We start from the raw sequence: 21,333 nt of genomic DNA on the forward strand, positions 1-21,333 counted from the left end.
CCAATTATCATGGACAAAGCACCTAAAGAAATGTTTGTAGGAGTTATCAATCCTTATGCATTAACTGAAGCCATCACAGGAAGAACCTTCGACTGGAAAGACGCAAAATCTTATCAGATTCTTGAAGAAACTCTAGAAAAAAACTACGCAGAACTTTTCGACATTAAATTCAATTCTCCCCTTTATGCCGGACTTGAACTTAACAGCGACAACACGGTAAAAGCTTTAAAAACCGAAGATATTAAAGTAAGAGCAACAGATAAACTGGAAACCGTCAACCTCTCGACGATTAAAACCCTTAATGACTTATCCGGCACCGGAGTAAAAGATCTGAATAAGGTTGTCGTAAAAAATGCAAGACTGGATAAGGGTGAAGTAAAAGTTGTTTTGAACATTCCAAAACTGAACAACACTTTTAGCAATAAACTGATCTCTCCATCTATTAGAAATATCATTTTCGGAATGACGAATGCCAACGGATGGACTCCCGCCGGAACTTCATGGAGCGACAGAGGAAATTTCTTCAACGACGTTACGGAATACAATGACCCGATTCAGGGATCAGTGGGCAACTGTTATTTTATTGCAGCCATTGCAGCCATTGCATGGGCAGATCCTTACACCATTCAACATAAAGTAAGAGCAACCGGAACCGGAGAAGCAGACCGTACCAATGCCATCCAGTTTTTCACGAAAGGCGGAGGAAAAGATGCGGCAACAAGACTCGTGGAAGTTACTGATAATACAATCATTAACTCGTCCAACAATCCTGTGTACTGCAGAAGCAATGATGCCGCAGAAATCTGGCCGGCTGTTTACGAAAAAGCCTTTGCCAAATGGATCACGAACGTAAATGACGATAAACCGGACATTTCCAAAACCGCATTCGGAGATCCTGCCAAAGCTGTTGCACAACTTACGAACAAAACCCCGTATTATTATTACACTTCACTAAGAACAGCGCTAGATCTTTTTGGCGTGGTAAGAGAGAATTCGATGAGCTTTAAAACCATCAATCCAATGGTTGCATGGACGTACGGATCGGGAAGAGATTACACGGGTTCGAATATTGTAGGAAACCATGCTTATACCATTTTGGGATGGTCAACTTTCAATGGTAAAAACTACATCATCCTGAGAAATCCGTGGGGAGTTACCGAACCGAATGGTTTAAATTCTTATCAGGGACTCATCAGCTTCTTCGACGGAAGTTTCTGGAGACCGATCAACATGATTGGAAACGACGGAGTTTTCGCACTGGAAATCAATGCATTCAAATATTACTTTGAAGGTTTGGCTGTGACCAAATAGAACTAAAAAAATAACCTTTTTATTAACCTACCCTTCAGCTTCCGCAGATTTCGGTCTGTGGAAGTTTTTATATTTCTGTAGCAATTTCTTTATTTTCTCTTCTGCTCCACTCGCTCCATGATCCTACATACAGATTCGGGATTTTAAAGCCTGCGTAATCCAAAGCGAGAATGGTATGACAAGCCGTTACTCCGGAACCACAGTGGATAATGAGATTTTCGGGTTTTCCTTCCAGTAATTTTGAATATTTTTCTCTTAAAATCTCAGGCGACAGGAAATTTCCGTTTTCATCAAGATTTTCAGAAAAAGGAATATTAATCGCTCCGGGAATATGTCCTGCAACGAGATCAATTGGCTCAGATTCGCCTCTGTAACGGTACGCATCTCTCACATCAATTACCGTTGACGATTGCTTTGCTAATTCATTTTCAACAGTTTCCAGATCTGAAACAGGAAGAAGCCAGTTTTCTTTCTGGATCAATTCAGCTTTTTCGAAAGATTCTTCACCGGAAGAAAATTCAACACCTTCTTTTTCTGCATTCTGAAAACCGCCATCCAAAACCTGAACGTTTTCAAAACCGAAAGCTTTCAGCATCCACCAAGCTCTTGCCGCGGCATTTGCCCCGTTTTTATCATCGTAAATAACAAGATGGTTATTTTCTGAAATTCCAAGATGGGAAAGTGTTTCTGCAAATTTTTTAATTTCCGGAAGCGGATGTCTTCCTCCAAAAGCAGCGTTCTCTCCGATTTCAGCAAGGTCTTCATCCAGATCGATGAATCTCGCTCCTTTAATATGTTTATTCAGATAATTTTGATAAACATCTTTTCCTGCTCTTGCATCAAGAATGATAAGATTTTCTTTTGGAAGATTTTTTAGTTCTGAAGGTGAGATTATTGGTGACATTTTTTGCTTGGTTTAAATTAATATCGCGGAAGTTTTCAACAAAAATAAAACCGCAGAAAATTTCTACGGTCTATTATTTTATTGATAAATGAAAATCATTGTCTGTACCAAATCCGGATGAAGGCTTTTCGCAACCGGACAATTATGCGCTGTTTCTTCTATAAAAGCTTTTTCTTTGTCGGAATAAGAATTCGGAAACACAAAATTGCAAACAATTTCGCCGATTCTTCGTGGCTCGCCTTTCATAATCTTTTGAAGATTACAATAAGCACCATCAATGTTAATCTTTTTTTCTTTGCCTAAAATCGCAATGGTTGTAAGCGCACATTCTGCCAGAGAAGTTGCACACAAATCTGTGGGAGAAAATTTTTCACCTTTTCCGTGATTATCTGTCGGCGCATCGCTTTCAATAAGAGTTCCGGATTGTAAATGCTCTGCTGAACATCTCAAATCTCCAATATATGTAATTTTTGAAGTCATACTAATTAATAATAAAAGAGAACTTGTCTCAAAAATGAAAAATATCTTTCGCTTTGTTATAAGAACTTTCGAAGTTCAGCAGATTCAACTTATGATCCGCTTTTTCTACGCTTATAAAATTGATCACCTGTTCGGTTGGCATATTTCCCACCAGATCATCTTTTGCCATCGGACAGCCTCCAATTCCTTTGATGGCACTGTCGAACCTTCTACAACCCTCATTGTAGGCTGCTTTCAGTTTAGCATAAGAATCTTCGTAACGGTTATGGAAATGTGCTCCGAAATTAATTTCAGGATATTTTGAAGGAATTTTTCCGAACAAAAGAGAAATGGTTTCCGGCGTTGCCACTCCCGTAGTATCAGAAAGTAAGATCTCCTTAACTCCAATTTCAGAAAATCGCTGAGCCCAGAAATCTACCTCTTCCCACTTCCACATTTCGCCATAAGGATTTCCAAAAGCCATTGAAAAATAAATATTTAGCTGCCTGTTTTCATTTTTTACCAGTTCCAGCATTTTAATAATTTCCTGAAAAGCTTCTTCCTGATTTTTATTCGTATTTCTGTGCTGGAAAGTTTCGGAAATGGAAAACGGAAAGCCGATAATATCCACCGACTGATGTTTTAATGCTTTCTCAGCTCCTCTGTAATTGGCGACAATCGCAGAAACTTTGGTATTGGATCGGGATTTATCGATGTTTTCCGCCACTTCATCAGAATCTGCCATTTGCGGAATTGCTTTCGGAGAAACAAAACTCAGACAGTCCAGAACATCAAAACCCACATCCATAAGAGAATTGATGTAATCTATTTTTTTATCAGTCGGGATGAATTCTCCCCACCCCTGCATTGCATCACGCGGACATTCTGTAAGAAACATTTTTTACGTTTAGGTTTTCTCAAATATAATAAAACTAAACAAGTTTATCTAAGATTAAAACAAAGCGATCATTATTTTGATTTTCAGCATTTTATATCATATTAATAATCTCAACAGCTTCTATTCGGTCACAAATAAATTATTCTGAGCATCAAATTTGCTAACTTTACAGGAAATTTATACCAATATAATGAGCGCAATAGAATTCAGCCCTTTGTGGAAAGAAAAGCTACTGAACCGTTTTCTTAATTACGTAAAAATCTATTCAACCAGCGACGCAGAAAGCGAAACCACTCCTTCTACAGAAAGACAGTGGAATATCGCCAACTACATCACGGAAGAACTGAAAACGATAGGTCTTGAAAATGTATCGATCGATGAAAATGGTTATATCATGGGATACGTTCCTTCCAATCTTGAGAATAATGACAAACCGACTATCGGATTTATTTCGCATTACGATACTTCACCGGATTTCAGCGGAGAGAATGTAAAACCGCAGGTTTGGGAAAATTATGACGGAGGAGATCTGGTTTTGAATCAGACAACAGGATTTACTTTATCACCATCAAAATTTGAAAGCTTAAAAAAATATATCGGTCAGACCTTAATTACCACAGACGGAAATACCCTTCTTGGAGCCGATGATAAAGCAGGCTGTGCAGAAATTGTAACGGCTGCGGAATATTTAATGGCTCATCCGGAAATCAAGCACGGAAGAATTGCCGTTGGATTTACGCCTGATGAAGAAATCGGAAGAGGAGCGCATAAGTTTGATGTGGCAAAATTCGGGGCAGAATTTGCGTATACGATGGACGGCGGAGAAGTTGGCGAACTGGAATATGAAAACTTCAACGCGGCTGGAGCAGTGGTAAAAATCCATGGATTGAGCGTTCATCCGGGTTATGCATACGGAAAAATGATTAACGCCGCTTTACTGGCTTCTGAATTTGCACAAATGCTTCCTGCCAATGAAACCCCTGCAACGACTAAAGGTTTTGAGGGTTTTTATCATTTAATGGACTTAAATGCAGATATTTCTGAGGCTAAATTGCAATACATCATCCGTGATCACGACGCTGATAAATTTGAGGCAAGAAAGAAATTCATGGAAGAAAAAGTAGCTGAGTTTAATAAGAAACACGGTGAAGGAACTGCCGAAATTGAAATTAAAGAGCAGTACAGAAACATGAAGCAGCAGTTTGAAGGAAAAATGCACATCGTAGATCTTGCCGCAGCAGCAATGAAAGAAGCAGGAATCGAACCAAAGATTAAAGCAATCCGCGGAGGAACAGACGGAGCGCAGTTATCTTACATGGGACTTCCTTGTCCGAATATTTTTGCAGGAGGAATCAATTTCCACGGACCGTATGAATATGTGGCTCTGGAAAGCATGGAGAAAGCGATGGAAGTGATCTTGAATATTGCGAAGGCTTAAAAAATTCTAATTTATATAACTAATCCGGCTTTGTTGAGCCGGATTTTTTATAAGATCTTTAGTAAATCTTTCCTCACATGCTTCATATATTGAAAAATTCTCTCTACATTCATTTACCAATTAAAACTTCTCTCAACATAAGTATTTTCAAAAAGATTCCAAGAAATACTGTCTGCATTTTTTAGAATTACATTGTTTTTTTTATGAACAAAAATTTTTACTAATTCTTCTGCATGATGATGTCCGTTTAAAACAATAGCAGTGGCTTCACAATATTTAAGTCCTCTTCACAATACAAATTTTTTGCTTATAATACTTCTATGATCCCTCGTCACAAAATTATTCTGAAATTTTATAAATTAATGGCTTGATTTTTGACGATAAACTATAAAAAACATTCTTATAAATGAAAAAGAGATTATTTTCAGCAGCATTGATTCTTTTATTTGGAATCGGAGTATCTGCACAAAAAACGAATTCTGTAAAGCAAGAGGTAAAAAAAGATGCCAAAAAAGTAGGAACCGCTGTTAAAGACGGCGCCGAATGGACCGGCAAAACCGCAGAAAAAGGTTATGATGCTACCAAAAAAGGTGTTAAAAAAGCAACAAAATGGACCAAAAAAACGGCTAAAAAAGGTGCAAATGCGGTAGACAAATCCTACCAGAATGTAAAAGCAGACATTAAGAAAGATTAATTACTAAAAAAACCACCGCTATTGCAGTGGTTTTTTAATATCTAAATAATAAGATTATCTATCCTTGCTGATTTCCCAAAAAAGCGTCCCAACCCTGCGCTGTTAAAGCAACCAACTGATTAGAACCTCTCGCCACCATAAAATTTCCGTCTTCTTTTTCAACGGCATGACCAATGATGGTAAAATCCGGATGGTTTTTAATTTTATCAAAATCATTTGGTGAAATCGTAAATAATAATTCGTAATCCTCTCCTCCGCTTAAAGCAGCCATCACAGGATTTAAATTGAATTCATCCGCTGTTGTAATCGTTAAATTATCCATCGGAATTTTTTCTTCATACAATCTGAATCCTACTTTCGACTGATCTGAAAGGTGAAGAATTTCAGAAGCCAGACCGTCAGAAACATCAATCATAGAAGTTGGCTTGATATCCAGTTGTTCTAAAATCCCTTTTACATCGGTTCTTGCTTCGGGCTTCAACTGTCTTTCCAGAATATAATCGTAGCCTTCCATTTCCGGCTGCATATTCGGATCGGCTAAGAAAACAGCGTGTTCTCTTTCCAGAATCTGAAGTCCCATATAAGCGCCCCCTAAATCTCCGGTTACCACCAAAAGATCGTTTGGTTTTGCCGTACTTCTTTTCACAATATGTTCATCATTCTCCATCCCGATTGCCGTAATACTCATTACCAAACCGGCATTGGAACTTGTTGTATCTCCGCCAATTAAGTCCACTTTATATCTTGCGCAAGCGGTCTGAATTCCGGAATAGATTTCTTCCAGAGCTTCCACCGGAAAACGATTGGAAACGGCAAGAGAAACCAAAATCTGAGTTGGCGTTGCATTCATTGCTGCAATATCATTGAGATTTACAACAACCGCTTTATAGCCTAAGTGTTTCAAAGGCACATATCCCAGATTGAAATGAACACCCTCCGCCAAAACATCTGTTGTAAGAACCACTTTCTTATTTCCGGGATTAATTACCGCCGCATCATCTCCCACTCCAAGCTCCGAAGATTCATTGGATAGAGGAAAATGCTCCGTTAAATGTTTAATTAAACCAAATTCTCCCAGTTTGGAAATTGGCGTTAATTCTGGATCTTTATCTTCAAACATAAATTAAAATATCATTGATGATTCATAATTGATAAATGATGTCTAAAATCAGGCATCATTTATCAATTATCATTTATTTAGTAAATACTGCCGGATCAACATTTTCCGGACGGAAAGGAAGTTTTTTGAAATCTTCTCTTGTTAAAATTATCGTTTCCGGAGATTTATATTTGTTCATGGCTTCCACCACATCATCGGGCGGTGTTGTCATTTTTCTCAGCATCGTATCGATCCACACTCCCGTTGCTTCTGAAGTTGCACAATGTTCTCCGTCCGTTGTATAAAATTTGTGTACAAAACGGTAAATAGAACAGTCATCTGCACAACCGTCAATTTCAAGACTTACAATCACAGTCTGGTCTGCAAATATTTCTTTGAAAAAAGAAAATCTTTCGTGCATGATTACCGGACCGATTCCCCATCGGCTCATTTGGGTAACGCCCATTTTTTCCTGCTTCATAAAAGCCATTCTGGTTTGCGCACAATACTGTACGTAAGATGAATTTGCCAGATGTTTGTTGGCATCAAGATCGCTCCAGCGAACTTCAAATGTATGGTAGAATTTCATTTACTTTTTGTTTTAAAATATAAATTGTGTGATTTTTTATCACAAAAATCATTTTTTGTAGTCAATAATTTCACTGTAAAAATGAAAAAATTATATTCTTCAAAATTACTCAAATAAGATGGTTTATAAAAATTGTAGTTTTGCAAAAGTAATCTTGAGCATAAGATTAAAAGTATTATGAAGCAAATTATCATTATCGGAGGTGGTGCGGCAGGATTTTTCTGTGCAGCCAATCTGGACGAAACAAAATATAAAATTACCATTCTTGAGCAGAATTCGGATGTTCTTCAGAAAGTAAAAATTTCGGGAGGAGGACGCTGTAATGTGACTCATGCCTGTTTTGATCCCAGAGAACTGGTACAGTTTTATCCCCGCGGAAACAAGGAATTGTTGAGTCTTTTCACCAAATTTCAGCCGGGAGATACGATGGATTGGTTTGAGCAGAGAAATGTTCCGTTAAAAATAGAAAATGATAACCGTGTTTTTCCGGAAAGCAATTCTTCACAAACGATCATCAATACTTTTCTACATGAAATTCAGCAGAAAAATGTTGAAGTAAAAACCAAATGCTCTGTAAAAGAAATTGAAAAATCAGGCGAAAAATATATTGTTAGAACCAGTTTAGGTGATTTTGAAGCTGATTTTATCATTTATACAACCGGAAGCTCGCCAAAATCTTTGAAAATGATCGAAAATTTAGGTCATAAAATTATTGATCTGGTTCCGTCGCTTTTTACTTTTAACATTAAAGATGATTTGCTGAAAGATTTAGCCGGAACAAGCTTTGAAATGGCGGAAACTTCCATTCCGAAACTGAAAACCGAAGAAGGCGGACCTTTACTTATTACGCATTGGGGACTTTCGGGACCTGCCATTCTGAAAATTTCAGCTTGGGAAGCAATCAATTTGGCGAAAGTAAAATACAATTTTGAAATTGAAGTCAATTTTATTTCCAAATCAATTGATGATGCGGAAGAATTATTTCTAAACTTCAAACAATCGAATCCAAAGAAAACCATCGGACAATCAAAGATTTTTGATATTACCAACCGATTCTGGCAGAGAATTCTGGAGGTTTCAAAAGTGGATCTGAATAAACAGGTTGCCCAGATTTCAGGAAAAGAAATGCAGACCATTCTTGAAAATCTATGCAAAAAGAAATTTAATGTCACCGGAAAATCGACTTTTAAAGATGAATTTGTAACGGCGGGAGGCGTTGATTTAAAGGAAATTAACTTTAAAAATATGTCTTCTAAAATTTTGCCTACCTTTTACGTTGCCGGAGAAGTGCTGAATATTGATGCGGTAACCGGCGGATTTAATTTTCAGGCGTGTTGGAGTGAAGCATGGCTGATTGCGCAGGATTTGAATCTGAAATAATAATTTTAACACAAATTACACGATTCTTTTTTTCACTAATAACACAGATTATTTATGCCCATTTGTGAGAAATTGGTGACATTAGTGTTTAGATTAAAACACAAATTACACGAATCTTTTTTCACGAATTACACAGATTATTTGCGACCATTTGCGAAAAATTTGTGACATTAGTATTTAGATTAAACGAATTGCGCGAATTTTTTCATGAATTACAAAAAACATTTGTGACCATTTGTGAGAAATTGGTAACATTAGTGTTTAAAAACAAAAAATGTTTTCAGATAACAAAAATATTTCGAACACTTTTAAAATCCTTCTGATGATCGGGTTTGGATATTTCTTTTGGCTGATGCTGAAAATTACGCTAGAATATATTCCGTTGCGCTCTGATGTGAGTTTTTTAATGATCAAACAAACGGAAGTTACGGACAGACCGGAATATCTTTATTTTTTCTATACCCACGTCTACACAAGTATTTTTGTTTTGCTGACTGGATTTTTAGCGATTCTCAGAAAAGATTTAGGCATAAAAAGTTTCCACAAAAACACAGGAAAGATCTACATTTTTCTGATTTTGCTTTTCGCGGCTCCGTCCGGAATTTATATGGGAATTTTTGCCAACGGCGGAATTTTATCGAAGATTTCTTTTGTCATTCTCGGCTGTTTGTGGTGGTTTTCCACTTTTAAAGCCTATCAGTTAGCCCAACAGAAAAAATTTAAAGAGCATAAACAATGGATGTGGCGTAGTTTTGCGCTGACACTTTCCGCGGTAACATTAAGAATGTGGAAGGTAATTATTGTATATTTATTCCACCCGAATCCGATGGATGTTTATCAGATCATAGCATGGTTGGGCTGGATTCCGAACATCTTATTAATTGAATATTTAATTGCAAAAAAATACATATGAAAATTTTAAAATTATCGTTAATTTCCTTATTTACAATTGGTTTAACCGCCTGTAAAAAGGATGTAAAAACAACAGATCCTTCAAAAGACAGTCTTGCGGCAAAGAAGGATTCTGTAGTTGTTCCCGAAGTTTACAAAGAATATTACGGAATTTATATGGGCGATTTTGCCGGAAAAGGAATGGTAACCTCCGAAGACGGCGAAACGTATGAAGGTGAAATTTATAAAAGAATTGCCCTGAAAATCAACAGGATTACCAAAGACAGTGTATACGGACAAAGTATTGTTGATGGAAATCAAAGACCATTCAGAGGAGTTTTTAACGAAACTTCAAAATCCTTTATTCTGGATGAACCCGGAAATGATAAAACAGACGGAAGATTTGAGGTAAAATTGAACAACGACAGTCTTACCGGAAGCTGGAATGCCTTCAATAAATCGGCGGTAAAAGCTCCGAATAAGATTTTAAAGCTTGTGAAAAAAGAGTTTGTATACAACCCGAATTTCATGCTGAATGAAAACAACGACCTCATCGACTGGGAAAATCCGAAGGATTTCGTAGAAAAATACACCGACGAAGAAACCGGAAAAACGGAAACCTACACCGAATCCAGAAACAGAATTGCTTCAGATGCCGTTTTTAAAATCAATGCTTCCAAGCAGAAATTAACGGAAAAAGATCTTAAAAACCTCAGAAAACTGGATATGGAAATCATTAAAAACGCAGTTTTCGCGAGACACGGCTATGCTTTTAAGAAACAGACCTACCGAAATTTCTTTGAGCAGACCGACTGGTACATTCCGGTTTCCAATAATGTAGACAGCGAGCTTTCTCCTCTTGAAAAGGAAAATGTAGCTTTACTGAACCGCTTCATCAAATACGCTGAAGATAAATACTACAGTTTCGGAAGGTAATTTAAATAATTTAGAGATTCTTCGACAAGTTCATGATAACATGTGTCAATTATTTTGCTGCAATAACGGTTAGTATTCGAAATATTATCCGGAATTCAAAGAAGGACTCATCAACTTAAACCATTCATTTTCTGCAATTTAACAAAAACAAAAAGCAATAAACATCCAACTAAGTAACACAAAATATCAATCCACGAAAACGAATTTCCGATAACGATATACATCAGGCTTCCTTTCTGGAAGCCTAATTTTTCAGCAATATTGAAATATTGGGCAAATTCTATCAGAAAAGAAAAAATCAGGATACTGAGAATCAATTTTTTATTATCTTCAATTCTGAAAAATGTTTTGATGAAAGTATAGATCAGCATCACAACAATCACATCTCCGAGATACGCTCTCACAAAGAAAATATCTTTGAGTTTGGTGGCGATTAAAACTTCCGTCAGAAATATAAAAACGGTAGCCAGAAAATATGTATAATTAAATGTAAACCGAAATGCCAATCCTTTTTCTTCCACTTGTAGTCCTTTTTATGTATTATGTAGGTTTTATAACCCTTACAAAATTAAAAATAAAGCAGATTGATAACGATAACAAAACTCATTTTCTGAGATTTTTTTCAGGGTTTATCGTGATGGCTCTTCTTGCTTTATTGATTTTACTGATAAGATGGATCATTACACCACATCAACCCAATGATTTTCACTGATTATTATTAAAAAATCAATTTTCATTCGGCTTTATTTTTGATGCTTTAAAAATATTACTTCTCATAACACATTTATATGAAAAAGCTGATTATTTTTTTAGGCTTATGGTTAAGTTTCTCATTATCTGCACAAAACAAGCAGTATAATTCAGTAAAAGAACTTCCGGATTACGCAGTTCTAAGGACGAAAATGAAGCTTGATGATGTCTACACCAAGGCAGATACTCCGGCGGAATTTCCCGGCGGAATGGAAACGTTCAAAAGGGAATTTTCAGAAAAAATGGACGTTATCGATGTAAAATCAAAAAAAATAAATACCCGAGTTTATTTGATTGTCGAAAAAACAGGCTATGTAAGATATGTAATTGCATTAGGAGACGATCCGAAACACTCCAAAGCCGCAGAAATTGCTGTAAGAAGACTTTTTGTAAAATGGAAACCCGCAACAATCAAAGGGGAACCGGTAAGATTTCTTTATACTTTTCCGCTTACTTTGAAGAAATTTTAAATTTCGTTTGCAATTAAAATTTATTTTTGCAAAAACTTTAATGATGAAAATAATTCCATTTTTAGCTGTATTTTTTCCTGTGCTTATCTTTTCTCAGGAACAACCCATCCAAACAACTCAGCTTAACGAACTTTTAATTACTGAAAAAAATGGCAGGGCGACGATTGATGCAGAAAAGCCAGCAACATTTCCTCTTGGGGTAACAGTATTGAGAAATAAAATCGCTAAAAACTTCAGAATGCGAAAAGTACACAGTAATGCTGAAGCAGAATCCTGTTCAATTACTTTTTTAATTGATAAAGAAGGTTTTGTGACAGAAGTAAAGGCATACGGAGACAATGAGAGCTTTAACAGAGAAGCTGAAAGAGCTCTTTTAAAAATTAAAGATAAATGGACTCCTGCTGAACTTAACGGAGAAAAAGTTCGTTACAGATTTCGAATTCCTTTAACAATTTCTTTTAATCAGAAATAACATAAAAACTATCCTCCAATCATTTTCTTTATCGCATTCAGCTTCATCAACGCTTCAATGGGAGTTAATGTATTGATGTCGATTTTTGTTAATTCTTCTTTGATGCTTTCCAGAACGGGATCGTCTAACTGAAAGAAAGAAAGTTGGATATTTTCTTCCGTAACGCGCTTGATCTTTTCAGAAGAACCTCCGCTTTGGGATCGGCTTGCTTCCAGCGTTTTCAGAATTTCATTGGCTCTGTTCACGACTTTGGAAGGCATTCCCGCCAGTTTTGCCACATGAATACCGAAACTGTGCTCACTTCCTCCCGGAACCAGCTTTCTTAAAAAGATGATATTTCCTTTATTCTCCTGAATAGAAACGTGGAAATTTTTCACACGCTCAAAACTTACGGTCATTTCATTCAGCTCGTGATAATGCGTTGCAAACAACGTTTTTGCCTGAGTCGGATGTTGATGAAGATATTCCGCAATCGCCCAAGCAATGGAAACTCCGTCATAGGTAGAAGTTCCGCGCCCGATTTCGTCGAGTAAAATTAAGCTTCTCTCGGAAATATTATTCAGAATATTCGCTGCCTCGTTCATTTCCACCATAAAAGTTGATTCTCCCGCAGAAATATTATCCGTTGCGCCAACTCTTGTAAAAATTTTATCCAAAATCCCGATTTCAGCATGTTTTGCCGGAACAAAACTCCCTATTTGCGCCAAAAGACAAACAATTGCCGTCTGACGAAGAATTGCCGATTTACCCGCCATGTTCGGTCCGGTTACCATGATAATCTGTTGAGAATCTTTATCTAAGAAAATATCATTCGGAATGTATTTTTCGCCTAAAGGAAGGGCATTTTCTATGATCGGGTGTCTTGCTTCTTTTAAATCGATGGCAAAACTGTCATTTAAAACAGGTTTTGTATAACTCTCAGAAACAGCCAATTCCGACAAACCAACGGCAACATCCAACTGTGCAATAATTTTAGAGTTTTCCTGAATCTGATCGATATGAACCATCGTTTCGGAACATACATTTCTGTACAATTCGTTTTCTAAAACGCCGATTTTTTCTTCGGCTCCAAGAATCTGATTTTCATACTCTTTCAGTTCTTCTGTGATGTAGCGTTCTGCATTTACCAGTGTCTGTTTTCTCAGCCAGTCATTTGGAACTTTATCTTTATGGGTATTTCTGACTTCAATATAATAGCCGAAAACATTGTTGAAATCGATCTTCAGACTTGAAATTCCTGTTCTTTCGATTTCTCTTTGGCACATTTCGTCCAGAAAACCGCGACCTTTGGATTGTAATCCTCTCAAACGGTCTAATTCTTCAGAAATTCCTTCTTTAATGACGTTTCCTTTCGATAAATTTACAGGAAGCTCATCGTTCAGATGGTTCTGAAGGCATTTTATCAATTCATCCTGATCGTACAACGGATCCAACCAAGCCAAAATGTCGGCATGAGGATGAAGCAACGCTTTGATTTTATGAATATTAATTAAACTCTGGCGAAGATATCCCAGTTCTTTTGGTGAAATTTTTTCCGCCGCCAGTTTTCCCATCAGTCGATCCAGATCAGAAATTGATTTTAATAATTGGGAAATTTCATATTTAAGATGGTCATTTTCATTTAAAAAATCAATTAAAGACAATCTTCTGTTGATTTCATCTACAGATTTTAATGGTAGAATGATCCTTCTTCTCAGCAGTCTTCCTCCCATCGGAGTCGAAGTTTTATCGATAATATCTAATAATGATTTTCCCTGCGGATTGCTTGGATACACAATCTCAAGATTTCTCAGTGTAAAATTATCCATCATCAGAAAGTCTTCCTGCGGAATGATCTGAATTTTGGTGATGTGAGACAGTAAATTATGATGCGTATCTTCCACCAGATAAGCGAAAATCGCTCCTGCTGCGGTAATTGCCAATGGCTGATTCTCTACTCCAAAACCTTTTAACGAATTGGTTTTAAAGTGATTCGTCAGTTTTTCGTAGGCAAAATTGTACTGATATGCCCAGTCTTCAAGTTTGAAAGCGTTTTTATTTTTAATCTGTTCCGGAATCTGAACACTTCGCTGGTAAATAATCTCACTCGGATCAAATGTATTGACGATATGAAGCAGTTTTTCCAGATTTCCTTCACTCACCAGAAATTCTCCCGTAGAAATATCCACCAAAGCAATCCCGAATTTTTCCTTTTCTTTATGAAGGGAAAGCAGGAAATTGTTCTTTTTTGAATTTAGGACCTGATCATTAAACGTAACTCCCGGTGTTACCAGTTCCGTGACTCCCCTTTTTACGATCCCTTTTACCATTTTCGGGTCTTCCAACTGGTCGCAGATCGCAACTCTCATTCCCGCTCTCACCAGTTTTGGCAGGTAAGAATCTACCGAATGATGCGGAAAACCAGCCAGTTCGATATGACCTTCTCCATTGGCTCTTTTCGTTAAAACAATTCCTAAAATCTGTGACGTTCTTACGGCATCCTGCCCGAAAGTTTCATAAAAATCCCCTACTCTGAATAGCAAAAGTGCATCCGGATATTTCGCCTTGATGGTATTGTACTGCGTCATTAACGGGGTTTCTTTCTTCGCTGCCTTTGCCATTACAATCGTTCTTAAATTTGGGTCGTAAAAGTATGAAATAAAATAGTAGAAGGAAAGAGCTTTGTATTTTTCCCATAGATTTCACAGATGATTTGGCATATTTTTTAAATTTATAAATTGACTTTATCCCTTTACTAATAAAGGCTTCGACAGACTCAGCCTGACAATGTGTAAATCTTTCTGTTAGTATTAGAGATGTCATCCTGAGCTTGTCGAAGGAACTCTGTTAGAAAACCGCTTACTAATCGTTATTCTCCAATATTAATTAAAAAGATAAAGACAATTAATAAAATATCAACTTATTCATTACAATATAACGTATCGAAATCTACATTTAATTGTGTTGATCCTGAATGATCCATTGATATCCATTTATAATTGGTAAGAATATATGCATTCCCTTTATCCAACTGAACCCACTCATCAATTCCTTTTGCTGCATTTTTTAAATCATTTTTAGCAAATAGACCTGCAGGAGCCGCATAACTCCTTCCTTTTGTTAAATACTTACACTTATCTGTAGAAACCAATGAATCAACTTCACTTTGTAGAATCAGCTTTGATTTTGTAAGTGTTGGAATCACCTTATACATTTTTGCCGGGGTATAAGAACTTTGACAATTAAAAAAAGATATTGAAAATATAAAAAATAAACTCAGATAAAGTAATTTCATGATCTTTTGTATATTAATTAGACACATTATTTAATAAAATTCAACACAATCATCTGTGAAATCTGCGGGAGAAAAATGATTAAATTTTCTTCAAAGCTTCCGAACTTTTCCTATATGCCCACTTCTGTTTGTAATTCACCCACTTTGCTTTAAAAATTTTTCGCATAATTTTATCGGTATATCGCATGATAAAAACATGATACAACATATTGGCAAAAACATTCGGTTTATTGGGCAATGCACGAAGCGACATTGAAAATCCGGGTTCTAAATATCGGTTAAAATGCCAGAACGCGCCGGGAATAAAAAGAGCATCACCATGCTCCATGAAAATTTCAAAACCTTTGGCATGTTTCAGGGCGGGAAATTTTTCATAGTCAGGATTTTCATAGTCTACATCATAAATGGTATGAACCGATAACGGAACTTTGTATAAAAAAGCAGATTGTTTCTGATCGAATAACAGAATTCTTTTCTTTCCTTCAAAATGAATGTGCAGAAAATCTCCCAAATCTACATCATAATGCATCAGAACATGCGCTTCACTTCCCCCGAAGAACAAGGTCGGAAGACGTTTGAAAAATTTCATTCCCAAATCCGGATATGTAAAGTTTTTCAGCAGTTCCGGAAGCCGGTCGGTGATGATATAAAAGAAAATCCTGAGATCGGAAGGTTTACTTTTTATCGTATCAATATAATCCTTCATTTTCATTCTGGTAACCGGAGCGTCGCTGCTTTTATTTGCGTCGGCAGGCTTATTATCGTACAAAGGGACTTCCTGTTCTCCAGCCTTTTCACGGATAAAATCAAAATTCCATTTGTCGAAGGCATCCCAACGGCTTGCAAAATTTTTAATCAGAAGCGGCTTGTGCTTTTTGAAATAATTTTTCTGGAAGTCTTCTTTACTGATGTCGTTAACAACATCTACACTTTCGAGAATCATTTGGTGTGTATTTTTTAATGTGAAATAAAAATAGTGTTTTTCTGAAATTTGGTGAAATTTTGAAGATAAATTAATATCGACTGGGTTTTTAAACTTGAATTTTATGGGATTTAAAATGAAGCAGAATTTCTTTAACGCAATGCTCGTAAAGATTTTTTTTCAATTTTTTCATGCATATTTTTTTGATCGCGAAGGCACTGTGTTCAGCAAATGACAGCAATAGCATTAGCTGAGTGAAACGCCATTGCGAACGGAAAATATCTGCAAGCATAGAAATTTGTGAACCTTGCGTTAAAAATAATCTCATATACTAAAACCAGCACCCTTAAAATCATAATTTGTAAGATTTAAGATATGAATAAAGTCAGGATAAAATGAAAAAATTATATTTGTAAGACGAACGAAATCTATGAGAGTTTACAACACCAAACATTTCCTGAAAATCCTTTTCAGCTTACATAAAAGCGATACTTTAAAAATATTATTTCCAAGCATGATCCTCGTCGGATTATATTCGTGGGGCGTAGAATACCTTGAAATTGAACATTTCCGGCTTAATTCGAAATCGGGAATCAGCAATGTGGGTTTAATTCATTCTCTATTAGGCTTTGTGCTTTCTTTGTTGTTGGTTTTCAGAACAAACACTGCTTATGACCGATGGTGGGAAGGCAGAAAACTGTGGGGAAAACTGGTGAATGACACTCGTAATTTTGCCATAAAAGTGAATACTATTTTGGGCGAAGACAGACAAAATGCTGAGCAAATTGCAAGATACTTAAAGTTTTTTCCTCACTTTCTGGCAAAACATTTATCTAAAGAATCTACCCGACTGGCTTTGGATGAAGATTATTCTGAAATCGAGAAAGAGCTGAAAAATCATGGTCCGAGTGAAATTATCATTCTGATGAGCCACAAATTAAATCAGTTAAAGAAAGAAGGAAAAATCTCAGATATTGAAATGCTGTATCTCGACACCCAGCTTTCCGGTTTTCTGGATGTTTGCGGCGGTTGCGAGAGAATTAAAAATACGCCGATTCCCTATTCTTATTCATCGTTCATTAAAAAGTTTATCATTCTGTATGTTTTTGCGCTGCCGATTGCTTACGTTATCAATATCGGAAATTACATTATCCCGCTTACGGTATTCATTTATTATGTTCTGATGAGCCTTGAGCTGATTGCCGAAGAAATTGAAGATCCTTTTAATAATGACGAAAACGATATTCCGATGGAAACCATTGCCCAGAATATTGAGAAAAACGTTCATCAGATCATGGGTAATAAAAAATAACAAAATCCGTTTTTATCTGAAAATCGTAAATATTTATACCTAATTTTGACAAAAAATAAAATTGGTACAGAAATTAAAACTGGAAGAACTCAACAGAATTGATGTGGAAACCTTTAAATCGGTTGAGAAAATTCCTTTGGTAGTAGTTTTAGACAACATCAGAAGCATGCACAATGTGGGTGCAACGTTCAGGACGGCAGATGCGTTTTTGGTTCAGAAGATTATCCTTTGCGGAATCACGCCGCAGCCGCCACACCGCGAAATCCATAAAGCTGCTTTGGGAGCTACGGAAAGCGTAGACTGGAGTCATGAAAATGATATTAATGCCGCCATTAATGATTTAAAATCTCAGGGATTTGAAGTCGTGGGAATCGAGCAGACGACCAACAGCCAAATGATCACAGATTTCACCATCGATCAAACAAAAAAATACGCGGTGATTTTAGGAAATGAAGTGGAAGGAATAAGCGATGAAGCGCTGCCGAATATTGATTCTTTTCTTGAAATTCCTCAGTTGGGAACCAAACATTCTTTAAATGTAAGCGTTTGCGGAGGAATTGTGATGTGGGAATTTGCAAAGGCTTTAAAATAAAAAAACTGCATATGTCTAAGAGACAGTGCAGTTTGAAATAAATCTAATAAAAAGTAAAAATGAAAGGCGACAAAGATACCCTTTTTTTTTACACCAACAAATTTTAAAATTATTTTTTTTTATTTTCCTGAAAAAAAGTATCATTTTCGGAAAAAGTTTCGTTTAATTTTTTATAAATTAGCACAATGTTTATCAAGGATTATATCTCAAAAGACTTCCCGTGTTTCAGCCTTTCTGACTCGATAGAATCAGCGAGGGAAATGTTAGAGGCATTTGGATATTCTCATATTTTCATCAAAAAATCCCATCATTTTTACGGTGCAATTGCACAGGATTTCCTGTATGAAGAGGAAGGGACGCTGAAAAACCTCGAACATCAGATCGAGCGTTTTGCCATTCTGGAGGATAACAATATTATGGACAGCATCAGAATATTCTATACCTTCAATTCCAACGTGATTCCTGTTATTAATAAATCCGAAAAATATTTGGGATACATCAGCTGTGAGGATATTTTTCAGGATTTTTCAAAATATCCGCTGTTTTCCGAATCGGGAGCCATTCTTACGGTTGAAACGCCGGCAAGAAAATATTCGATGACGGAGATCGCCAATATTGTGGAAAGCAATAATTCCAAATTTTACGGCGCGTTTATCAGTTTCATGTCGGATGAAGTGATTCAGGTGACGATAAAGATCAGCAATGAAAATCTGAGTTCTATTGATGAAACATTCGACCGATATGATTACCGCATTGTACAGAAGTACTATTCTGACGAAAAATCAGACTTATTGCAGGACAGATTCGGGTTTTTCCAGAAATTCATAGAAATATAAAAACTAATGAAGGCAGCCATTTATTCTCAGAAAAAAGATCTTGATACTTTTTTATATTTAAGCAAATTTATTTCCGAGCTGGAAAGCAGAGGTGTAAAATCTGTTTTGTACGATGAGATGGCTGAAGCGCTTCAGTTTTCAAAGATTTTTGAGACATTTAATAATAAAAAAGACCTTCTGGAGAAAGAAGTGGATCTTTTCTTCACTTTTGGCGGGGACGGAACGATTGTGAATTCTCTCACCTTCATTGAAGATCTTGAGATCCCGATCGTTGGGGTAAATACCGGAAGATTAGGATTTCTGGCAAGTTTTACCAAAGAAGAAGCATTTAAAGAGCTGGATTCTATTCTGAAAGGCGATGTAAAAACAAGCCGCCGTTCTGTAATTCAGGTTGTTTCGCCTGTTCTGGAGGATTTTTTCCCGTATGCTCTAAATGATGTTACGGTGTCCAGAAAGGAAACCACTTCCATGATTACGGTAGATTCTTATATTAATAATGAATTTCTGAATGTTTTCTGGGGAGACGGTGTTATCGTTTCCACTCCTACCGGTTCTACAGCGTATTCTTTGAGCTGTGGAGGACCCATCATTTCTCCGAACAACGAGAACTTCGTCATCACTCCTATCGCACCCCATAATCTCAATGTGAGACCTTTGGTGGTAAATGACAGGGTTGAAATTAAATTCGGAGTTGAAAGCCGCGTGTCACAATATTCTCTTTCTCTGGATTCGCGGTTGATTCATATCGAAACAGATCAGGAAATTGTGATTAAAAAAGCGGATTTTCAGATATTACTCGTTCAGCCGAATAACTTAAGTTTCTACGAAACCATCCGCCAGAAGCTACTTTGGGGGAGAGATAAAAGAAATTAAGAATATTTTAAAAATTATTACCTTTACAGGAATTTAAAAACACCCTAATAATTTATATTAAAAAGCAAAACATGAGCAGAATTTTCCCGGCAGGAGTTGCCACAGGTCAATTAGTTACTGATATTTTTCAGCATGCTAAAGAAAACAAATTTGCATTACCAGCAGTAAACGTAATTGGTTCCAGCAACGTAAACGCGGTTTTGGAAACTGCAGCAAAACTAAACTCACCTGTTATCATTCAGTTCTCTAACGGAGGAGCTGCTTACAACGCAGGAAAAGGGTTAAGCAACGACGGACAGAAAGCCGCTATTTTAGGAGCTGTAGCCGGAGCAAAACATATCCATACGCTTGCAGAAGCTTACGGAGCAACGGTAATCCTTCATACAGACCATGCTGCAAAAAAATTATTGCCTTGGATCGACGGATTGATGGATGCTAACGAAGAATTCTACAAGCAGACAGGAAAATCGCTGTATTCTTCTCATATGCTGGATCTTTCTGAAGAATCTCTGGAAGAAAACTTAGAAATTTCAGCTCAGTATTTTGAAAGAATGGCAAAACTTCAGATGACTTTAGAAGTAGAAATCGGAGTTACAGGTGGTGAAGAAGACGGTGTAGACAATTCGGATGTAGACAATTCTAAATTATATACGCAACCGGAAGATATCGCTTACACTTATGAAAAGTTAAAAGCTGTTTCTGATAACTTCACGATTGCTGCTGCTTTCGGAAACGTACATGGAGTTTATAAGCCAGGAAACGTGGTTCTTACGCCAAAAATCCTTGATAATTCCCAGAAATACGTTCAGGAGAAATTCGGAACTGCTGAAAAGCCTATTAATTTCGTATTCCACGGAGGTTCCGGATCTACTCTGGAAGAGATCAGAGAAGCAATTGATTACGGGGTAATTAAAATGAATATTGATACTGACCTTCAGTTTGCATACACAGAAGGAATCAGAGATTATATGGTAAACAATATCGATTATTTAAGAACTCAGATCGGAAACCCTGAAGGAGAAGAAAAACCGAACAAAAAATTCTATGACCCAAGAATTTGGGTAAGAAAAGGTGAGGAAACTTTCTCTAAGAGACTGGTTCAGGCATTTGAAGATTTAAATAACGTAAATACGCTAAAATAAAAATCATTAATGATAAATGATGATTGATAATTGATTTCTATTAAACAGTTTTTTCATCATTTATCGTTTATTTTTCATCAATTATATAAAC

Annotated in this window: 22 protein-coding genes; 13 read left to right on the top strand and 9 right to left on the bottom strand. The window is 36.5% G+C overall.

Features of this window, described 5'->3' with window-relative positions; all coding sequences use genetic code 11:
- Window positions 1-9 precede the first annotated feature (9 nt).
- Entirely contained in the window at window positions 10-1,311 is a 1,302-nt protein-coding gene (locus BW951_RS14340; RefSeq protein ID WP_076394018.1) for a C2 family cysteine protease, read from the top strand.
- A 67-nt stretch (window positions 1,312-1,378) separates the two neighbouring features.
- Here the strand turns inward: BW951_RS14340 and BW951_RS14345 are convergent, their stop codons facing one another.
- From BW951_RS14345 to BW951_RS14355, 3 genes are all read right to left on the bottom strand, one after another.
- Window positions 1,379-2,215: a sulfurtransferase gene (locus BW951_RS14345; RefSeq protein ID WP_076394020.1), complete on the bottom strand. Its 837-nt coding sequence runs from the start codon at window positions 2,213-2,215 to the stop codon at window positions 1,379-1,381.
- Between the two features lie 78 nt (window positions 2,216-2,293).
- On the bottom strand, window positions 2,294-2,695 hold the full coding sequence (locus tag BW951_RS14350) for an OsmC family protein (protein WP_076394022.1): 402 nt from the start codon (window positions 2,693-2,695) through the stop codon (window positions 2,294-2,296).
- Between the two features lie 28 nt (window positions 2,696-2,723).
- Entirely contained in the window at window positions 2,724-3,572 is an 849-nt protein-coding gene (locus tag BW951_RS14355) for a hydroxymethylglutaryl-CoA lyase (protein ID WP_076394024.1), read from the bottom strand.
- 190 nt (window positions 3,573-3,762) lie between these two features.
- Here BW951_RS14355 and pepT point away from each other — a divergent pair, with 190 nt between their 5' ends.
- Window positions 3,763-5,010 (top strand): peptidase T, encoded by a 1,248-nt coding sequence (gene pepT, locus BW951_RS14360; RefSeq protein WP_076394026.1) that lies wholly within the window; start codon window positions 3,763-3,765, stop codon window positions 5,008-5,010.
- A 406-nt stretch (window positions 5,011-5,416) separates the two neighbouring features.
- Entirely contained in the window at window positions 5,417-5,704 is a 288-nt protein-coding gene (locus tag BW951_RS14365; protein ID WP_076394028.1) for a hypothetical protein, read from the top strand.
- A 58-nt stretch (window positions 5,705-5,762) separates the two neighbouring features.
- Here the strand turns inward: BW951_RS14365 and thiL are convergent, their stop codons facing one another.
- Together thiL and BW951_RS14375 are read right to left on the bottom strand one after the other, a co-directional pair.
- Window positions 5,763-6,824 carry a thiamine-phosphate kinase gene (thiL, locus tag BW951_RS14370; protein WP_076394030.1) on the bottom strand — a complete coding sequence of 354 codons (1,062 nt, stop codon included), beginning with the start codon at window positions 6,822-6,824 and terminating at the stop codon, window positions 5,763-5,765.
- A 73-nt stretch (window positions 6,825-6,897) separates the two neighbouring features.
- Window positions 6,898-7,392, bottom strand: coding sequence for an acyl-CoA thioesterase (locus tag BW951_RS14375; RefSeq protein WP_076394033.1), 495 nt, complete (start codon window positions 7,390-7,392; stop codon window positions 6,898-6,900).
- 177 nt (window positions 7,393-7,569) lie between these two features.
- On the opposite strand from BW951_RS14375, the gene BW951_RS14380 reads away from it, so the two are divergent.
- From BW951_RS14380 to BW951_RS14390, 3 genes are all read left to right on the top strand, one after another.
- The gene (locus BW951_RS14380) at window positions 7,570-8,772 is read left to right on the top strand and encodes a BaiN/RdsA family NAD(P)/FAD-dependent oxidoreductase (RefSeq protein ID WP_076394035.1); all 1,203 of its coding nucleotides are present in this window, start codon (window positions 7,570-7,572) and stop codon (window positions 8,770-8,772) included.
- Between the two features lie 274 nt (window positions 8,773-9,046).
- Window positions 9,047-9,685, top strand: coding sequence for a DUF2306 domain-containing protein (locus tag BW951_RS14385; RefSeq protein ID WP_076394037.1), 639 nt, complete (start codon window positions 9,047-9,049; stop codon window positions 9,683-9,685).
- Complete coding sequence (locus BW951_RS14390; protein WP_084196445.1) at window positions 9,682-10,599, top strand: YARHG domain-containing protein; 918 nt, start codon at window positions 9,682-9,684, stop codon at window positions 10,597-10,599. The genes BW951_RS14385 and BW951_RS14390 overlap by 4 nt, the downstream gene beginning before the upstream one ends.
- A gap of 110 nt (window positions 10,600-10,709) precedes the next feature.
- Here BW951_RS14390 and BW951_RS14395 read toward each other — a convergent pair whose 3' ends face one another.
- Window positions 10,710-11,120: a ribosomal maturation YjgA family protein gene (locus tag BW951_RS14395; RefSeq protein ID WP_076394039.1), complete on the bottom strand. Its 411-nt coding sequence runs from the start codon at window positions 11,118-11,120 to the stop codon at window positions 10,710-10,712.
- Window positions 11,121-11,387: 267 nt separating this feature from the next.
- Here BW951_RS14395 and BW951_RS14400 point away from each other — a divergent pair, with 267 nt between their 5' ends.
- Together BW951_RS14400 and BW951_RS14405 are read left to right on the top strand one after the other, a co-directional pair.
- Window positions 11,388-11,819 (top strand): hypothetical protein, encoded by a 432-nt coding sequence (locus tag BW951_RS14400; RefSeq protein ID WP_076394041.1) that lies wholly within the window; start codon window positions 11,388-11,390, stop codon window positions 11,817-11,819.
- A gap of 40 nt (window positions 11,820-11,859) precedes the next feature.
- Entirely contained in the window at window positions 11,860-12,291 is a 432-nt protein-coding gene (locus tag BW951_RS14405) for an energy transducer TonB (protein ID WP_076394043.1), read from the top strand.
- A gap of 8 nt (window positions 12,292-12,299) precedes the next feature.
- On the opposite strand, the gene mutS is transcribed toward BW951_RS14405, so the two are convergent.
- From mutS to BW951_RS14420, 3 genes are all read right to left on the bottom strand, one after another.
- A complete protein-coding gene (gene mutS, locus BW951_RS14410) occupies window positions 12,300-14,891 on the bottom strand; it encodes a DNA mismatch repair protein MutS (protein ID WP_076394044.1) in 2,592 nt (863 codons plus the stop codon).
- Window positions 14,892-15,190: 299 nt separating this feature from the next.
- Window positions 15,191-15,475: a hypothetical protein gene (locus tag BW951_RS14415; protein ID WP_228427548.1), complete on the bottom strand. Its 285-nt coding sequence runs from the start codon at window positions 15,473-15,475 to the stop codon at window positions 15,191-15,193.
- A gap of 169 nt (window positions 15,476-15,644) precedes the next feature.
- Window positions 15,645-16,508 carry a cupin-like domain-containing protein gene (locus BW951_RS14420; protein WP_076394046.1) on the bottom strand — a complete coding sequence of 288 codons (864 nt, stop codon included), beginning with the start codon at window positions 16,506-16,508 and terminating at the stop codon, window positions 15,645-15,647.
- A 409-nt stretch (window positions 16,509-16,917) separates the two neighbouring features.
- Here BW951_RS14420 and BW951_RS14430 point away from each other — a divergent pair, with 409 nt between their 5' ends.
- The 5 genes from BW951_RS14430 to fbaA all read left to right on the top strand — a co-directional run bounded on the left by BW951_RS14430 (window position 16,918) and on the right by fbaA (window position 21,242).
- Window positions 16,918-17,799: a bestrophin family protein gene (locus BW951_RS14430; protein ID WP_076394061.1), complete on the top strand. Its 882-nt coding sequence runs from the start codon at window positions 16,918-16,920 to the stop codon at window positions 17,797-17,799.
- Window positions 17,800-17,860: 61 nt separating this feature from the next.
- The gene (locus tag BW951_RS14435; RefSeq protein ID WP_076394063.1) at window positions 17,861-18,391 is read left to right on the top strand and encodes an RNA methyltransferase; all 531 of its coding nucleotides are present in this window, start codon (window positions 17,861-17,863) and stop codon (window positions 18,389-18,391) included.
- A 260-nt stretch (window positions 18,392-18,651) separates the two neighbouring features.
- The gene (locus BW951_RS14440; protein WP_228408181.1) at window positions 18,652-19,227 is read left to right on the top strand and encodes a CBS domain-containing protein; all 576 of its coding nucleotides are present in this window, start codon (window positions 18,652-18,654) and stop codon (window positions 19,225-19,227) included.
- A 6-nt stretch (window positions 19,228-19,233) separates the two neighbouring features.
- Window positions 19,234-20,100 (top strand): NAD kinase, encoded by an 867-nt coding sequence (locus BW951_RS14445; RefSeq protein WP_076394067.1) that lies wholly within the window; start codon window positions 19,234-19,236, stop codon window positions 20,098-20,100.
- A gap of 71 nt (window positions 20,101-20,171) precedes the next feature.
- Window positions 20,172-21,242 carry a class II fructose-bisphosphate aldolase gene (fbaA, locus tag BW951_RS14450; protein ID WP_076394069.1) on the top strand — a complete coding sequence of 357 codons (1,071 nt, stop codon included), beginning with the start codon at window positions 20,172-20,174 and terminating at the stop codon, window positions 21,240-21,242.
- Window positions 21,243-21,333: the final 91 nt, after the last annotated feature.

This window comes from Chryseobacterium gambrini, from assembly GCF_900156825.1.
GTDB lineage: Bacteria > Bacteroidota > Bacteroidia > Flavobacteriales > Weeksellaceae > Chryseobacterium > Chryseobacterium gambrini.

What these genes read in the sequence shown, in the direction of transcription:
- BW951_RS14340 (WP_076394018.1), top strand. Translation starts at nt 10, where the DNA reads ATGGACAAAGCACCTAAAGAAATGTTTGTAGGAGTTATCAATCCTTAT.
- BW951_RS14345 (WP_076394020.1), bottom strand. Translation starts at nt 2,215, where the DNA reads ATGTCACCAATAATCTCACCTTCAGAACTAAAAAATCTTCCAAAAGAA.
- BW951_RS14350 (WP_076394022.1), bottom strand. Translation starts at nt 2,695, where the DNA reads ATGACTTCAAAAATTACATATATTGGAGATTTGAGATGTTCAGCAGAG.
- BW951_RS14355 (WP_076394024.1), bottom strand. Translation starts at nt 3,572, where the DNA reads ATGTTTCTTACAGAATGTCCGCGTGATGCAATGCAGGGGTGGGGAGAA.
- pepT (WP_076394026.1), top strand. Translation starts at nt 3,763, where the DNA reads ATGAGCGCAATAGAATTCAGCCCTTTGTGGAAAGAAAAGCTACTGAAC.
- BW951_RS14365 (WP_076394028.1), top strand. Translation starts at nt 5,417, where the DNA reads ATGAAAAAGAGATTATTTTCAGCAGCATTGATTCTTTTATTTGGAATC.
- thiL (WP_076394030.1), bottom strand. Translation starts at nt 6,824, where the DNA reads ATGTTTGAAGATAAAGATCCAGAATTAACGCCAATTTCCAAACTGGGA.
- BW951_RS14375 (WP_076394033.1), bottom strand. Translation starts at nt 7,392, where the DNA reads ATGAAATTCTACCATACATTTGAAGTTCGCTGGAGCGATCTTGATGCC.
- BW951_RS14380 (WP_076394035.1), top strand. Translation starts at nt 7,570, where the DNA reads ATGAAGCAAATTATCATTATCGGAGGTGGTGCGGCAGGATTTTTCTGT.
- BW951_RS14385 (WP_076394037.1), top strand. Translation starts at nt 9,047, where the DNA reads ATGTTTTCAGATAACAAAAATATTTCGAACACTTTTAAAATCCTTCTG.
- BW951_RS14390 (WP_084196445.1), top strand. Translation starts at nt 9,682, where the DNA reads ATGAAAATTTTAAAATTATCGTTAATTTCCTTATTTACAATTGGTTTA.
- BW951_RS14400 (WP_076394041.1), top strand. Translation starts at nt 11,388, where the DNA reads ATGAAAAAGCTGATTATTTTTTTAGGCTTATGGTTAAGTTTCTCATTA.
- BW951_RS14405 (WP_076394043.1), top strand. Translation starts at nt 11,860, where the DNA reads ATGATGAAAATAATTCCATTTTTAGCTGTATTTTTTCCTGTGCTTATC.
- mutS (WP_076394044.1), bottom strand. Translation starts at nt 14,891, where the DNA reads ATGGCAAAGGCAGCGAAGAAAGAAACCCCGTTAATGACGCAGTACAAT.
- BW951_RS14420 (WP_076394046.1), bottom strand. Translation starts at nt 16,508, where the DNA reads ATGATTCTCGAAAGTGTAGATGTTGTTAACGACATCAGTAAAGAAGAC.
- BW951_RS14430 (WP_076394061.1), top strand. Translation starts at nt 16,918, where the DNA reads ATGAGAGTTTACAACACCAAACATTTCCTGAAAATCCTTTTCAGCTTA.
- BW951_RS14440 (WP_228408181.1), top strand. Translation starts at nt 18,652, where the DNA reads ATGTTAGAGGCATTTGGATATTCTCATATTTTCATCAAAAAATCCCAT.
- BW951_RS14445 (WP_076394067.1), top strand. Translation starts at nt 19,234, where the DNA reads ATGAAGGCAGCCATTTATTCTCAGAAAAAAGATCTTGATACTTTTTTA.
- fbaA (WP_076394069.1), top strand. Translation starts at nt 20,172, where the DNA reads ATGAGCAGAATTTTCCCGGCAGGAGTTGCCACAGGTCAATTAGTTACT.